The organism is Herbaspirillum robiniae (assembly GCF_002213415.1).
Taxonomy (GTDB): Bacteria; Pseudomonadota; Gammaproteobacteria; order Burkholderiales; family Burkholderiaceae_D; genus Herbaspirillum; species Herbaspirillum robiniae.
Genome location: NZ_NJGU01000001.1, coordinates 354,232 through 368,397 on the forward strand (window position 1 = coordinate 354,232; position 14,166 = coordinate 368,397).

Genomic DNA, 14,166 nt, shown 5'->3' on the forward strand with positions numbered 1-14,166 from the left:
GGCCTCACCGGCCTCAGCGGGCAGCCGGCACGGCGCCGGCTTCCTGCATGGCGACAAAGCAGGCGCGCGTGGCGGTCAGCATGTGCTTGCGCACCGTGGCCACGGCGATCCCCAGGGATTCGGCGATGGCGCTGTAAGTCTGGCCATCGAATTGCGACATCAGGAAAGTCTCGCGCACCTTGGCCGGAAGGCTGTCCAATGCGCGGTCGATCGCGCCCAGCGTCTGCAGGGCGATCAGGGTTTCTTCATGGGACGGCGCCGCCGTTTCAGGCAAGCTGGACAAGGCGTCGACATAGGCGGCCTCCAGCTTGCGGCGACGATACAGATCGATGACCAGATTCCTGGCGATGCGCACCAGGTAAGGCCGCGCCTCTTCCGGCCTGGGCATGCTGGCGCCGGACGCCACGCGCACGTAGGTATCCTGGGCCAGGTCGGCGGCATCGACCGTGTTGCCCAGCTTGCGTTGCAACCACTGCACCAGCCAGTTGTGATGGCCGCTGTACATCCGGTCCAGCGAATCGCTGCGCTGCGTGTTCAAGGACTGCCCGTTCATAGAGCTATTAATAATCTTTTGCAGAGGAAAATCGTAATCTGATGAATTTCTGACGAATTTGTCAGCTTGACCAGTGTAACGCGTTTCCTAATTTGCATCAGATGACACTTTTTCATTCAGGCAAGACTGATAGTCATCATTCCGCACACGTCGAAAACTTCTCCTTGAATTTTAAGACGACTGGTCATATTATCCTTGCATGACCAAACCCAACACCCGCGAACAGATCTTCGATGCCGCCCTGAAACTGCTTTCCGAGCGCAGCTTCAACTCGTGCAGCGTGCAGGACATCACGGCTGCGGCCGGCGTGCCCAAGGGTTCGTTCTACAACCATTTCGAGAGCAAGGAAGCGCTGGCCGCCGAGATCGTCACGCACTACGGCGTGCTGGGCAAATGGCGCGAGATGCTGCTGGACGATGCGATCGCGCCGCTGGAGCGCCTGCGCCGCTACTTCACCATCGTCAACGGCAAGCTGGCCGAAAGCGGTTACCAGCACGGCTGCATGGTCGGCAACATGAGCGCCGAGCTGGCCGAGCAGAGCCCGATGATCCGCGCCCAGCTGGGCGAAGTCTACGAGCGCTGGACCGACAAGCTGGAATACGCGGTCGCCGCCGGCCAGAAGGAAGGCAGCATCCCCGCCAAGACCGATGCGCGGATCCTGGCGAGCTTCCTGCTCAATGCCTGGGAAGGCACCATCCTGCGGGTACGGGTCGAGCGCAGCAGCGTGCCGTTCGAGCAGTTCATGGATCTGGCGTTCAACAAGATCCTGGCCTGAGCGATCCGGCGGCCCGGCATCCCGCGCAGCACGCAGTACGCAAGGTTTCGACTGTCAGCCTGATCACATCTTCATGCAGCAAAGCCGCCCGCAACCCGGCGGCATTTTTTTAAATCATTTTAAGACGACCGGTCATATTAAACATATTTCAAGCACAAGGACTCCGCCATGAACACCGCAGACACTCCCGCGCCAACCCCATCCGCTCCCGCCGCCGCATCCACCGGCATGGCTCCGCTTTACTGGATGGCCCTGGGCACCTTCGCCATCGGCACTGAAGGCTTCATGATCGCCGGCATGCTGCCCACGGTCGCCAGCGACCTCCATGTCACCCCTGCCATCGCCGGCCAGCTGGTGGTGGCGTTCACCGCGGCGTATGCGATCAGCTCGCCCATCCTGACCGCGCTGACCGGCGCGATCAACCGCCGACTGCTGCTGATCGCGTCGATGACGCTGTTCGCGCTGGCCAACCTGCTGGCCTGGCAGGCGCCCGGCTATGAAGCCCTGCTGCTGGCCCGCATCGTGCTGGCCATGGCCGCCGGCCTGTACGTGCCCAATGCGATGGCGCTGGCCGGCGCCCTGGTGGCGCCCGACAAGCGCGGCGGCGCGCTGGCCATCGTCAGCGGCGGCCTCACCGTAGCGGTGGCGCTGGGCGCGCCGCTGGGCGTGCTGATCGCCGATCGCCTGAACTGGCGCATGACCTTCGCCGGGGTCGCCCTCCTGGCCGCCCTGGCCGTGCTGGGACTGATGCGCGGCCTGCCGCGCGGCATCGGCGCCCACATCCCGGTGGCAAGCCTGAGCGAGCGCCTCAACGCCGCGCGCAACGGCCGCGTGCTGCACGGACTGCTGACCACGCTGCTGTGGGCCACCGGCGCCTATACGATGTACACCTACTTCGCAATCTATCTCAATGAAGTGGTCGACATCCATGGCGCGCACGTGGGCTACGGCCTGCTGCTGTGGGGCGTGTCGGCCGCGGTCGGCGTGATGCTGGGCGGCAGGCTGTCTGACAAGCTGGGTTTTGCCCGCGTCTCGGGTCCGGCGCTGGTGTTCATGATGGCGTCGTTCCTGGCGCTGACGGTAATCGCCTATACGCTCTCGCCGGCGCATGCCTTGCCGCCGGTGTACCTGGCGATGATCGTCTGGGGCGTGTCGGCCTGGGCCTTCTATCCGGCCCAGCAGGCGCGACTGATGAACATCGCGGGCGTGAAGCTGGCCTCGATCGTGCTGTCGCTCAATGCGTCGTTCATGTATCTGGGGTTCTCGCTGGGCGCGGCCGTCGGCGCGCTGACGGTGGCCACCGGTTCGGTGCGCGAAGTGGGCCTGGTGGCCGCGGCCTTCGTGGCCGGCGCGCTCCTGCTGCTGCGCGGCGCCATCCGTCGCGACGCGGCTTGCGTGGCGACGGCCTGAACTGCGCACGGATGACACCCGAGCGGCCTGCCGGGTGTCATCGTCAATTGCAGGAATAGGCGCAAAACGCGGAACCCCGTGCATGTTCAGCGCCGTGTCGCTTTCCTATCATGCCTGCATCGCCGCTTCACCCGATGCGGGACATGACGAAGGAGCTACACCATGCACAGTCAAGCCAACCCCTCTTCCAAGGTCATCCTGGTCACCGGCGCCAGCAGCGGCATCGGCCTGGCCGCCGCTCGCCTGCTGGCGGCGCGCGGGCACCGCCTGATGATAGGCGCGCGCCGCACCGACCGGCTCGAGCAACTGGCCGGCGAGATCCGCGCCGCCGGCGGCGTGGCCGAACTGCGCGCGCTGGACGTCACCGACATGCAGGACGTGCAGGCCTTCGCCGACGCCGCGGCCGAGCGCTTCGGCCGCATCGACGTGATCGTCAACAATGCCGGCGTGATGCCGCTCTCGCCACTGGGCGCGCTCAAGCTCGACGAGTGGAACCGCATGATCGACGTCAACATCCGCGGCGTGCTGCACGGCATCGCCGCGGTGCTGCCGCGCATGCAGGCGCAAGGCGCAGGACAGGTGATCAACATCTCGTCCATCGGCGGGCTGGCGGTGTCGCCCACGGCGGCGGTGTATTGCGCCACCAAGTTCGCGGTGCGCGCCATCTCCGACGGCCTGCGCCAGGAGAACGACAAGATCCGCGTCACCAGCATCTGCCCCGGCGTGGTCGAGTCCGAGCTGGCCGACACCATCACCGACCAGGCCACCCAGGCCCTGATGCGCGAATACCGCCGCATCGCGCTGGACGGCGACGCCATCGCGCGCGCCATCGCCTACGCGGTGGAACAGCCCGACGACGTCGACGTCAACGAGATCGTGGTGCGCCCCACCGCCACCGTCGGCCGCTGATCTGCGGCCTCCTTGCCGGCCTCCACGTCGGCCACTACGTCGGCCTGCAGTCAGCGCTGCAGGCCGGCCATCAGCACGTACTTGGCTTCGACGTATTCTTCGATGCCGTAGTAGCTGCCTTCGCGGCCATAGCCGGAGTGCTTGACGCCGCCGAAGGGCACCGAGGCCGTTCCCACCGAACCGGAATTGAGGATCACCATGCCGGCCTCGACCTGCTGCGACAGCCGCCAGGCGCGGCCGAGGTCGCGGGTGTAGGCATAGGCGACCAGGCCGCATTCGGTATCGTTGGCGCGTCGGATCACCTCGGCCTCATCCTTGAAACGATAGATCGCGAAGACCGGGCCAAAGATCTCGGTCTGCGCCAGCCGCATGCCGTCATGCAGGCCGGTCAGAATGGTCGGTTCGTAGAACAGCCCGCCCCTGGCGTGCGGGCGGGCGCCCAGCGCCACTTGCGCCCCCTGCCGCCTGGCGTCGTCGACCAGCTCGGCGACCTTGTCGAAGCCGGCGCGGTTGATCAGCGGGCCGACCACGAACTCGTCCTGCAAACCCTGGTCGACCCGGATCGCCGCCACTTTCGCGACCAGCGCCGCGACGAAGCGGTCATGCACGCCCTCCTGCACGAAGATGCGGTTGGGGGAAATGCAGACCTGCCCCGAGTTGCGCAGCTTGGCCGCCACCAGGCCCGCCACGGCATCGTCGAAATGCGCGTCGTCGAACACGATGAACGGCGCGTTGCCGCCCAGTTCCAGCGTCATCTTCTTGAGGCCCTGGCCGCAGGCCGCGGCCAGCAGCTTGCCCACCGCCGTCGAGCCCGTGAAGGAGATCTTGCGGATGCGGTCGTCGCCGGTCAACAGCGCGCCGATCTCCTTAGGATTGCCGGTCACCATCTCGAACACGCCTTCCGGAATGCCGGCGCGGCGGGCGTAGTCCAGCAGCAGCCAGGCGGTCAGCGGGGTCTCTTCCGAGGGCTTGATGATCATGGTGCAGCCGGCCGCCAGCGCGGTGGCGATCTTGCGCGTGACCATCATGAAGGGAAAATTCCACGGCGTGATGGCCGCCGTCGGGCCGACCGGCTGCTTGACCACCATCACGGCGGCGTCGGCCGCATGGCTGGGAATGGTGTCGCCATAGACGCGCCGGGCTTCTTCCGCATACCACTCGATGAAGCCCAGGCCGTAGTCGATCTCGCCCAGCGCCTCGGACAGGCACTTGCCGTTCTCGCGCACCATGGTCTCGGCAAAGAGCTGCCTGTCGGCACGCACCAGCTCGAACCAGCGGCGCAGCATGTCGCCGCGCTCCTTCGCCAGCACCCGCGACCACGCGGGGAACGCCGCACAGGTGCGGTCGATTGCCGCGCGCACCTCGGCGGCAGACATATCGGGAGCTTCGCCGACAACGCTCGCGTCGGCCGGGTTGATGACCTTGATCGCCATGATCCTATCCTTTCCGGTTGTTGAAACAAAGAACACGGATTGAATGATAGGATTTGATAACCGCCTTAACGATGGCCTGAAATCTCAAATTCTTGCCTATTCATATGAACAACAAGAACATCCAGCAACCGGACGACCGCACTGGCGCCGCCGCGCTGCTCGCCCGCCTGGCGCCGGACGAGGGTTATAACCTGAGCCCGCTGCCCGATGTGCGCTTCCTGCGCTCCAACCGGCCGCTGGCCTCCACGCCGGTGCTGTACGACCCCGGCATCGTGATCGTCTGCCAGGGCCGCAAGCGCGGCTTCTTCGGCGACGAGGTGTACCTGTACGACGCCAGCCATTACCTGGCGGTCTCGGTGCCGGTGCCCTTCACGATGGAGACCGACGCCAGCCAGGCCGAGCCGCTGCTGGCGATCTACCTGCACCTGGATTTCCGCCTGGCGGCGGACCTGATGCTGGAGATCGACCGTCACGGCGGCCCGCCGCCCTCGGCGCCGCGCGGCATGTTCTCGACCGCCATGGACGACCGCATGGCCGCATCCGTACTGCGCTTCCTGGCGGCGATGGCCGCGCCGATGGAAGCCGCCATCCTCGGTCCGGCGCTGCTGCGCGAGCTCTATTTCCATGTGCTGGCCGGCGAGCAAGGCCACTCGATGCGCGCGGCGCTGGCCATGCAGGGCCAGTTCGGCAAGATCGCGCGGGCGCTGCGCCGCATCCACGCCGCGTATCGCCAGGCGCTGGACGTGGAGTCGTTGGCCGGCGAGTCGGGCATGAGCGTGCCCAGCTTCCACACGCATTTTCGCAGCGTCACCCAGACCTCGCCGATGCAATACCTGAAGTCCACGCGGCTGCACCAGGCGCGGCTGCTGATGGTGCGCAACGGCGTGACGGCGGCGGCCGCCAGCAACGAGGTCGGCTACGAGAGCCCGTCGCAGTTCAGCCGCGAATTCAAGCGCCTGTTCGGTCGCAGCCCGATGGAAGAAGCGCGCCGCATGAAGGCGGAATTCGCGCTGCCGCCGCCGCATGCGGGATCACCCTTCGTTTCTTCACATTGAGCTTCGTATCGACCTCAGTACCGGCGGCGTCGCAGGTAAAATCGGCATCCATCACGACAACACATCAACGCACGGAGACACCAGCATGAGCAAGAACGACGCCGCCGTATCGCCGGCCGAACTGATCGACGCCCGCATCGCCGAGCTCGGCGACTGGCGCGGCGAGCAACTGGCCCGCGTGCGCGCGCTGATCAAAGAAGCGCTGCCGGACGTGACCGAGGAGTGGAAATGGCGCGGCGTGCCGGTGTGGGAGTCCGGCGGCATCCTGTGCACCGGCGAGAGCTACAAGCACTACATCAAGCTGACCTTCGCCAAGGGCGCAGCGCTGGAGGACCCAGCCGGCCTGTTCAATGCCTCGCTGGAGGGCAACACGCGGCGCGCGATCGACCTGCATGAAGGCGCCCAGTTGGACGGGAAGGCCTTCCAGGCGCTGGTGCGCTCGGCCGCGCAGCTGAACCACGCCGGCCGGGCCAAGAAGAAGGCCGGCTGAAACAGGCGGCCAAACGTACGGGGCAAAGCCGGCTGCTGGTACACTTCGGGCCTGTTTCCCCACCCTCGCTCCTGCTGCCATGACCACGCCCGCCATCACCCAGTTCAAGCTGCAATCCCCGCTCGCCGAAATCGACTACCCGCGCGAAGACCGCCGGCTGGACGGCAACCCGAAGCGCACCACCTGGAACCACTTCAGCAGCGCCGCCGGCGACCTCAACGCCGGCGTCTGGGCCTGCGAAAAAGGCAGCTGGCGCATCGCCTTCGCGCCGACCAAGGACGAATACTTCTACGTGCTGGAAGGCCGCTGCCGCGTCATCGATGAAGGCGGCCACGCCGCCGAGGCCGGCCCCGGCGACGCCATGGTGATCCCGGCGGGATTCAAGGGCGTCTTCGAGGTGGTGGAACCGATACGCAAGCACTACGTCATCATCGAGCGCGCCGGCTGAGCGGCCCTGCGGGTACAAGCTCGCCCATGAAAAAGCCCGCATTGCGCGGGCTTTTTACTTTGCGTCGCCGGCACAGGCCGGTACAAGCAGGATCAGGCTGCGGCAGCAGCCTTTGCGGCAGCCGCGCGCGCCTTGTGCAGCTTGCGGTAGCTGTCGAGCAGGCGCTGGTGCCGGTCCAGGCCTTCCAGCTGCATGCTGGTCGGCGCCAGTCCGTAAAACCGCACGCTGCCGTCCACCGAACCCAGCGCCGCGTCCATGCGCGCGTCGCCGAACATCTTGCGGAAGTTGACCACGTAGTCGTCCAGCTCAAGGTCCTCGTCCAGCGTCACCTCCAGCACCACGTTCAGCGCCTGGTAGAACAGCCCGCGCTCCACCGAGTTGTCGTTGTACTGCAGGAAGGCGCCCACCAGCTCGTGCGCCTCTTCAAACTGCTGCAGCGCGAGCCGGATCAGCAGCTTCAGCTCCAGCACGGTGAGCTGGCCCCATTCGGTGTTCTCGTCGAAGTCGATGCCGATCAGGGTGGCGATGTCGGAGTACTCGTCGAGCTCGTTGTTTTCCAGGCGGTCCAGCAGCGCCTCCAGCGCGTCGTCGTCCAGGCGATGCAGGTTCAGCACGTCGGAACGGAACAGCAGCGCCTTGTTGGTGTTGTCCCAGACCAGGTCTTCCACCGGATAGACCTCAGAATAGCCCGGCACCAGGATGCGGCAGGCCGTGGCGCCCAGCTGGTCGTAGACGGCGGTATAGACCTCCTTGCCCAGGTCCTTGAGGATACCGAACAGGGTCGCCGCTTCCTCGGCGTTGGAGTTCTCGCCCTGGCCAGAGAAGTCCCATTCCACGAACTCGTACTCGGCCCTGGCGCTGAAGAAGCGCCATGAGACGATGCCGCTGGAGTCGATGAAGTGCTCCACGAAGTTGTTGGGTTCGGTGACGGCGTTGCTCTCGAAGGTCGGCTGCGGCAGGTCGTTGAGGCCTTCGAAGCTGCGTCCCTGCAGCAACTCGGTCAGGCTGCGCTCCAGCGCCACCTCGAAGCTCGGGTGCGCGCCGAACGAGGCGAACACGCCGCCGGTGCGCGGATTCATCAGCGTCACGCACATCACCGGATAGACGCCGCCCAGCGAGGCATCCTTGACCAGCACCGGGAAGCCCTGCTCTTCCAGCCCCCTGATGCCGGCCACGATGCCGGGATACTTGGCCAGCACCGCCTGCGGCACATCCGGCAGGGCGATCTCGCCTTCCAGGATCTCGCGCTTGACCGCGCGCTCGAAGATCTCCGACAGGCACTGCACCTGCGCCTCGGCCAGCGTGTTGCCGGCGCTCATGCCGTTGCTGACGAACAGGTTCTCGATCAGGTTGGAGGGGAAATACACCTCCTTGCCATCGGACTGCCGCACGTACGGCAGCGAGCAGATGCCGCGCTCGGCATTGCCGGAGTTGGTGTCCACCAGGTGCGAGGCGCGCAGCTCGCCGTCGGGGTTGTAGATCGCCAGGCAGTAGTCGTCCAGGATTTCCTTGGGCAGCGCGTCCTTGCGGCCGGCCTTGAACCAGCGCTCGTTCGGGTAATGCACGAACTCGGCGTTGGCGATGTCCTCGCCCCAGTAGGAACCGGCATAGAAGTGGTTGTTGCTGATGCGCTCGAGATACTCGCCCAGCGCCGACGCCAGCGCGCTCTCCTTGGTCGCGCCCTTGCCGTTGGTGAAGCACATCGGCGAATGGGCGTCGCGGATGTGCAGCGACCAGACGTTGGGGATGATGTTGCGCCAGGACGCGATCTCGATCTTGATGCCCAGGTCAGCCAGCAGGCCCGACATGTTGGCGATGGTCTGCTCCAGCGGCAGGTCCTTGCCCAGGATGAAAGTGCTGGCGCCGGCATCGGGCTTGACCGTCAGCAGCGACTGGGCGTCGGCGTCCAGGTTCTCGACTTCCTCGATGACGAAGTCGGGCCCCTCCTGCACCACCTTCTTCACGGTGCAGCGCTCGATGGAGCGCAGGATGCCGTTGCGGTCGGCCTGCGAGAAATCGGCCGGCAGCTCGACCTGGATCTTGAAGATCTGCTTGTAGCGGTTCTCCGGATCGACGATGTTGTTCTGCGACAGGCGGATGTTCTCGGTGGAGAGGTTGCGGGTATTGCAGTACAGCTTCACGAAGTAAGCCGCGCACAGGGCCGACGAGGCCAGGAAGTAATCGAACGGCCCCGGTGCCGAGCCGTCGCCCTTGTAACGGATGGGCTGGTCGGCGATGACCGTGAAGTCGTCGAACTTGGCTTCGAGGCGCAGCTTGTCGAGGAAGTTGACTTTGATTTCCATGGGGGAATTCCAAAAATGGGGCTCAAGGGAAGATGGCCGCTATTATCCGCCATCCGTCGCCGCGCCGGTATCGGACGGGCGGCAAGCCAAAAGATAAAGCCCTGTAAAAACAGGGCTTTACTGATCGGTCAGCTACCTGGGAAGGCTTATTCCCACTCGATCGTGGCAGGCGGCTTGCCCGAGATGTCATAGACCACCCGGTTCAGGCCGCGCACTTCGTTGATGATGCGGTTGGACACGCGGCCCAGCAGCTCGTGCGGGAGGTGCGCCCAGTGCGCCGTCATGAAGTCCTGGGTCTGGACTGCGCGCAGCGCCACCACGTATTCGTAGGTGCGGCCGTCGCCCATCACGCCCACCGACTTGACCGGCAGGAAGACGGCGAACGCCTGGCTGGTTTTTTCGTACCAGCTTTGGCCGTCTTCATCCTTGGTGTTGCGCAGTTCTTCGATGAAGATGGCGTCGGCGCGGCGCAGCAGGTCGGCGTATTCCTTCTTCACTTCGCCGAGGATACGCACGCCCAGGCCCGGGCCCGGGAACGGGTGGCGGTAGACCATTTCCGGCGGCAGGCCCAGCGCCACGCCCAGCTCGCGCACTTCGTCCTTGAACAGCTCGCGCAGCGGCTCCAGCAGCTTCAGGTTCAGGGTTTCCGGCAGGCCGCCGACGTTGTGGTGGCTCTTGATGGTGTGGGCGGTCTTCTTGCCCTTGCCGGCGCTTTCGATGACGTCCGGGTAGATGGTGCCTTGGGCCAGCCATTTGGCGCTCTTGAGCTTGCCCGATTCGGCCTGGAATACTTCCACGAACTCGCGGCCGATGATCTTGCGCTTGGCTTCGGGATCGGTGACGCCGGCCAGGTGGCCCATGAACTGGTCGGTGGCGTCCACGTGGATCACCTTCACGCCCAGGTTCTTGCCGAACATCTCCATGACCATCTTGCCTTCGTCCAGGCGCAGCAGGCCGTGGTCGACGAACACGCAGGTCAGCTGGTCGCCGATGGCGCGGTGAATCAGCGCGGCAGCCACGCTGCTGTCGACGCCGCCTGAGAGACCCAGGATGACTTCATCGGTGCCGACTTGCTGGCGGATGGATTCGACAGCTTCGGAGATGTAGTCCGGCATGTTCCAGTCCGACTTGCAGCCGCAGATTTCGTGCACGAAGCGCGACAGCATGGCCTTGCCCTGCACGGTGTGGGTGACCTCGGGGTGGAACTGCACGCCGTAGAAGCGGCGCTCCTCGTCGGCCATGCCGGCGATCGGGCAGTTGCCGGTGGAGGCCATCAGCTTGAAGCCGGCGGGCATCTCGTTGACCTTGTCGCCGTGGCTCATCCAGACCTTCAGCATGCCGTGGCCTTGCGCATTGGTGAAGTCGCTGATGTTTTCCAGCAGCGCGGTGTGGCCGTGGGCGCGCACTTCGGCGTAGCCGAATTCGCGCAGGTGGCCATTCTCGACCTTGCCGCCCAGCTGCTCGGCCATGGTCTGCATGCCGTAGCAGATGCCCAGCACCGGCACGCCCAGTTCGAACACGGCTTGCGGCGCGCGCGGGGTGTCGCCTTCGGTGACGCTGTTGGGGCCGCCGGAAAGGATGACGCCGGCCGCGCCGTAGTTACGCACGAACTCGTCGGTCACGTCATGCGGAAATACCTCGGAAAACACGCCGGCTTCGCGCACGCGGCGGGCGATCAGCTGGGTCACCTGGGAACCGAAATCGAGGATCAGGATTTTCGAATGCGAATGCGTGGACATGGGCAATGAGGTCTGGCTACGTTGGAAAATGGTTTGCGCATGCAAGGCATGCGCGGTAAAAAATCAACAGCCCGACAGCCGGGCAATCTGCAATCTGCCGCTGCGCTGTCGGGCTGTGGCCGCACCGGGAATTACTCGGCGCGGTAGTTCGGGGCTTCCTTGGTGATCTGCACGTCGTGGACGTGCGACTCGCGCATGCCGGCCGAGGTGATCTCGACGAACTCGGCGCGTTCGCGGAAGTCGTCGATGGAGGCGCAGCCGCAGTAACCCATGGAGGAGCGCACGCCGCCCACCAGCTGGTACAGGATGGCGACGACCGAGCCCTTGTAGGCGACGCGGCCTTCGATGCCTTCCGGCACGAACTTGTCGGCGGTGTTGTCGCCGTCCTGGAAGTAGCGGTCGGCCGAACCGTCGGCCATCGCGCCCAGCGAACCCATGCCGCGGTAGGACTTGTAGCTGCGGCCCTGGTACAGGATCACTTCGCCCGGCGCTTCTTCGGTGCCGGCGAACATGCTGCCCATCATCACGGTCGAGGCGCCGGCGGCCAGCGCCTTGGCGACGTCGCCCGAGAAGCGGATGCCGCCGTCGGCGATCACCGGCACGCCGGTGCCCTTCAGGGCGTCCGCGACGTTGGCGATGGCGGAGATTTGCGGCACGCCCACGCCGGCAACGATACGGGTGGTGCAGATGGAGCCGGGGCCGATGCCGACCTTGACGGCGTCGGCGCCATGCTCGACCAGCGCCAGCGCAGCGGCGGCGGTGGCGATGTTGCCGCCGATCACTTCCACGTGCGGGAATTTGGTCTTGACCCACTTCACGCGGTTCAGCACGCCGGCCGAATGACCGTGGGCGGTGTCGACCACGATCACGTCCACGCCCGCGGCGACCAGCAGCTCGATGCGCTCGTCATTGTCCGGACCGACGCCGACGGCCGCGCCCACGCGCAGCTTGCCGTGTTCGTCCTTGCAGGCGAAGGGGTGTTCGGTGGATTTCTCGATGTCCTTGACGGTGATCAGGCCGCGCAGCTCGAAGGCGTCGTTGACGACCATCACGCGCTCCAGGCGGTGCTTGTTCATCAGGCGCTTGGCTTCTTCAGGATCGGCGCTCTCGCCGTTTTCCTTGACGTAGACCAGCTTTTCCTTCGGGGTCATCTTGGCGCGCACTTCGGCGTCCAGATCGTTCTCGAAACGCAGGTCGCGGTTGGTGATGATGCCCACCAGGCTCTTGCCTTCGACCACCGGGAAGCCGCTGATGCCGTGCTGCTTGGACAGCGCGATCACGTCGCGGATCTTCATGGTCGGCGGGATGGTGATCGGGTCGCGCACGACGCCGGATTCGAAACGCTTGACCTTGGAAACCTCGCGCGCCTGTTCCTTGGGCGTCAGGTTCTTGTGGATGATGCCGATGCCGCCCTCTTGCGCCATGGCAATGGCCAAGCGGGCTTCAGTCACGGTGTCCATGGCCGCGGAAACCAGCGGAATGTTCACGGTGATGTTGCGCGTCAGGCGCGTGGTCAGCGAGGTATCTTTGGGGAGAATGTCCGAGTAGGCCGGAACGAGCAGCACATCATCGAACGTGAGTGCTTTTTGGAGAAGACGCATAGTGTTTCCTATAGGCGCAAAAGCGAATTATACAGAAAAGCTTTGCGTGCGTCTCGCCACAGTTGAGTTTTGCCCTCCGGCCTGTGGCAAACAGGTCAGATGCATTGAAATTCAGGCAAGCCGCAGCGGCCCAATGGCGGAAAATGCAAGGCCGGTCGCCGCCCGCGGCTCATCGCGCGGCCTGCTCCTTGTGCGCCACGCGGCGGCGGCGCGACTCCTTGGGGTCGGCGATCAGCGGCCGGTAGATCTCGATGCGGTCGCGCTCGCGCAGCGGCGCCTCGAGCGGTTTGATCTTGCCGAACACGCCGACCTTGCAGACCGAGAGGTCGATGGACGGCTGCTCGCGCAGCAGGCCGCTGGCGATGATGGCCTGCTGGATGGTGCAGCCCTCCTCCACTTTCAGGTCCTTCTGCACCTGCAGGCCGGGCGCGGCGTAGCAAAGCTGGACTTGCAAACGGCGTTGCTCAGCCATATATCTGTTCGGCGCGCTTGCAGAAGGAATCGACGAAGCTGTTGGCGATCATGTTGAACACCGGGCCGATCACGCCTTCGAGGATGCGGCTGGAGAATTCATACTCCATGTCGAACTCGATCTTGCAGGCATCTTCGCGCAGCGCCTTGAAATGCCAGCGCCCTTCGAAATGCTTGAACGGGCCCTCCACCAGGCGCATGGTCATGCTGGTCGGGCGTTCATTGGTGTTCTGGGTGGAAAAGGACTGCTTCAGGCCGTGGTAGTTGATCTTCAGCTTGGCCGTGAGGCTGTGTTCGCTGCGTTCGGACACTTCCACGCCACCGCACCAGGGCAGGAATTCAGGATAGTCCTCGACCCGGTCCACCAGGTTGAACATCTGCTCCGCGCTATAGTTGATGAGGACGGTTTTGTGTACGACTGCCATCTAGGGTGGTCCGTTTGATAAAATCGCAAAGGTACAATTTTAACCGACAGGACGATTTTTTCTTAGATGAGCATAGTTGACAACAAAAAAGCCTTTTTCGATTACTTCATCGAGGAGCGATACGAAGCGGGCGTCGTCTTGCAAGGTTGGGAAGTCAAATCCATACGCGCCGGGCGCGTCCAACTGAAAGAAGCCTACGTCATCATCCGCAACGGCGAGATCTATCTGTTCGGCTGCCACATCAGCGCGCTGACCAGCACCTCGACCCACGTGCATCCGGAGACCACCCGCACCCGCAAGCTGCTGCTCAACGCCGCCGAAATCGCCAAGCTGATCGGCAAGGTAGAGCGCTCCGGCTACACGCTGGTGCCGCTGAACCTGCATTACAGCAAGGGACGCATCAAGTGCGAGATCGGCCTGGCCAAGGGCAAGAAGCAGCACGACAAGCGCGAAACCGAAAAGAACCGCGACAGCGCGCGCGAAATCCAGGCGGCGATGAAACAGCACCGGCGCTGATCCGGATACCTGCCATGAAAAACGGCCGCCTTGCGCGG

The 14,166-nt window shown here is 64.7% G+C and carries 14 protein-coding genes; 7 read left to right on the forward strand and 7 right to left on the reverse strand.

Annotation, left to right across the window (positions count from 1 at the left end):
• Positions 1-13: 13 nt before the first annotated feature.
• Entirely contained in the window at positions 14-553 is a 540-nt protein-coding gene (locus CEJ42_RS01465; protein ID WP_243397754.1) for a sigma-70 family RNA polymerase sigma factor, read from the reverse strand.
• Between the two features lie 199 nt (positions 554-752).
• Here CEJ42_RS01465 and CEJ42_RS01470 point away from each other — a divergent pair, with 199 nt between their 5' ends.
• From CEJ42_RS01470 to CEJ42_RS01480, 3 genes are all read left to right on the forward strand, one after another.
• Complete coding sequence (locus tag CEJ42_RS01470; protein ID WP_079215094.1) at positions 753-1,328, forward strand: TetR/AcrR family transcriptional regulator; 576 nt, start codon at positions 753-755, stop codon at positions 1,326-1,328.
• 168 nt (positions 1,329-1,496) lie between these two features.
• Entirely contained in the window at positions 1,497-2,738 is a 1,242-nt protein-coding gene (locus CEJ42_RS01475) for an MFS transporter (protein WP_079215095.1), read from the forward strand.
• Between the two features lie 162 nt (positions 2,739-2,900).
• Positions 2,901-3,647 (forward strand): SDR family oxidoreductase, encoded by a 747-nt coding sequence (locus CEJ42_RS01480; protein ID WP_088749839.1) that lies wholly within the window; start codon positions 2,901-2,903, stop codon positions 3,645-3,647.
• Between the two features lie 50 nt (positions 3,648-3,697).
• Here CEJ42_RS01480 and CEJ42_RS01485 read toward each other — a convergent pair whose 3' ends face one another.
• Positions 3,698-5,080 (reverse strand): NAD-dependent succinate-semialdehyde dehydrogenase, encoded by a 1,383-nt coding sequence (locus CEJ42_RS01485; RefSeq protein ID WP_088749840.1) that lies wholly within the window; start codon positions 5,078-5,080, stop codon positions 3,698-3,700.
• Between the two features lie 104 nt (positions 5,081-5,184).
• On the opposite strand from CEJ42_RS01485, the gene CEJ42_RS01490 reads away from it, so the two are divergent.
• The 3 genes from CEJ42_RS01490 (at position 5,185) to CEJ42_RS01500 (ending at position 7,073) form a co-directional block, all read left to right on the forward strand.
• Positions 5,185-6,135 carry an AraC family transcriptional regulator gene (locus CEJ42_RS01490; RefSeq protein WP_088749841.1) on the forward strand — a complete coding sequence of 317 codons (951 nt, stop codon included), beginning with the start codon at positions 5,185-5,187 and terminating at the stop codon, positions 6,133-6,135.
• An 85-nt stretch (positions 6,136-6,220) separates the two neighbouring features.
• A complete protein-coding gene (locus CEJ42_RS01495; RefSeq protein ID WP_088749842.1) occupies positions 6,221-6,625 on the forward strand; it encodes a DUF1801 domain-containing protein in 405 nt (134 codons plus the stop codon).
• A 79-nt stretch (positions 6,626-6,704) separates the two neighbouring features.
• A complete protein-coding gene (locus CEJ42_RS01500) occupies positions 6,705-7,073 on the forward strand; it encodes a cupin domain-containing protein (RefSeq protein ID WP_079215100.1) in 369 nt (122 codons plus the stop codon).
• 92 nt (positions 7,074-7,165) lie between these two features.
• On the opposite strand, the gene CEJ42_RS01505 is transcribed toward CEJ42_RS01500, so the two are convergent.
• The 5 genes from CEJ42_RS01505 to CEJ42_RS01525 form a co-directional block, all read right to left on the reverse strand.
• The gene (locus CEJ42_RS01505; protein ID WP_088749843.1) at positions 7,166-9,376 is read right to left on the reverse strand and encodes an OsmC domain/YcaO domain-containing protein; all 2,211 of its coding nucleotides are present in this window, start codon (positions 9,374-9,376) and stop codon (positions 7,166-7,168) included.
• 146 nt (positions 9,377-9,522) lie between these two features.
• A complete protein-coding gene (guaA, locus tag CEJ42_RS01510) occupies positions 9,523-11,115 on the reverse strand; it encodes a glutamine-hydrolyzing GMP synthase (protein WP_079215102.1) in 1,593 nt (530 codons plus the stop codon).
• Positions 11,116-11,246: 131 nt separating this feature from the next.
• Complete coding sequence (gene guaB, locus CEJ42_RS01515; protein WP_079215103.1) at positions 11,247-12,716, reverse strand: IMP dehydrogenase; 1,470 nt, start codon at positions 12,714-12,716, stop codon at positions 11,247-11,249.
• Positions 12,717-12,885: 169 nt separating this feature from the next.
• Positions 12,886-13,188 carry an RnfH family protein gene (locus CEJ42_RS01520; protein ID WP_088749844.1) on the reverse strand — a complete coding sequence of 101 codons (303 nt, stop codon included), beginning with the start codon at positions 13,186-13,188 and terminating at the stop codon, positions 12,886-12,888.
• Positions 13,181-13,612 (reverse strand): type II toxin-antitoxin system RatA family toxin, encoded by a 432-nt coding sequence (locus CEJ42_RS01525; RefSeq protein ID WP_079215105.1) that lies wholly within the window; start codon positions 13,610-13,612, stop codon positions 13,181-13,183. Before CEJ42_RS01525 ends, CEJ42_RS01520 begins: the two co-directional genes overlap by 8 nt.
• A 66-nt stretch (positions 13,613-13,678) precedes the next feature.
• On the opposite strand from CEJ42_RS01525, the gene smpB reads away from it, so the two are divergent.
• Positions 13,679-14,128, forward strand: coding sequence for an SsrA-binding protein SmpB (gene smpB, locus CEJ42_RS01530; protein WP_079215106.1), 450 nt, complete (start codon positions 13,679-13,681; stop codon positions 14,126-14,128).
• The last annotated feature ends 38 nt before the right edge of the window (positions 14,129-14,166 follow it).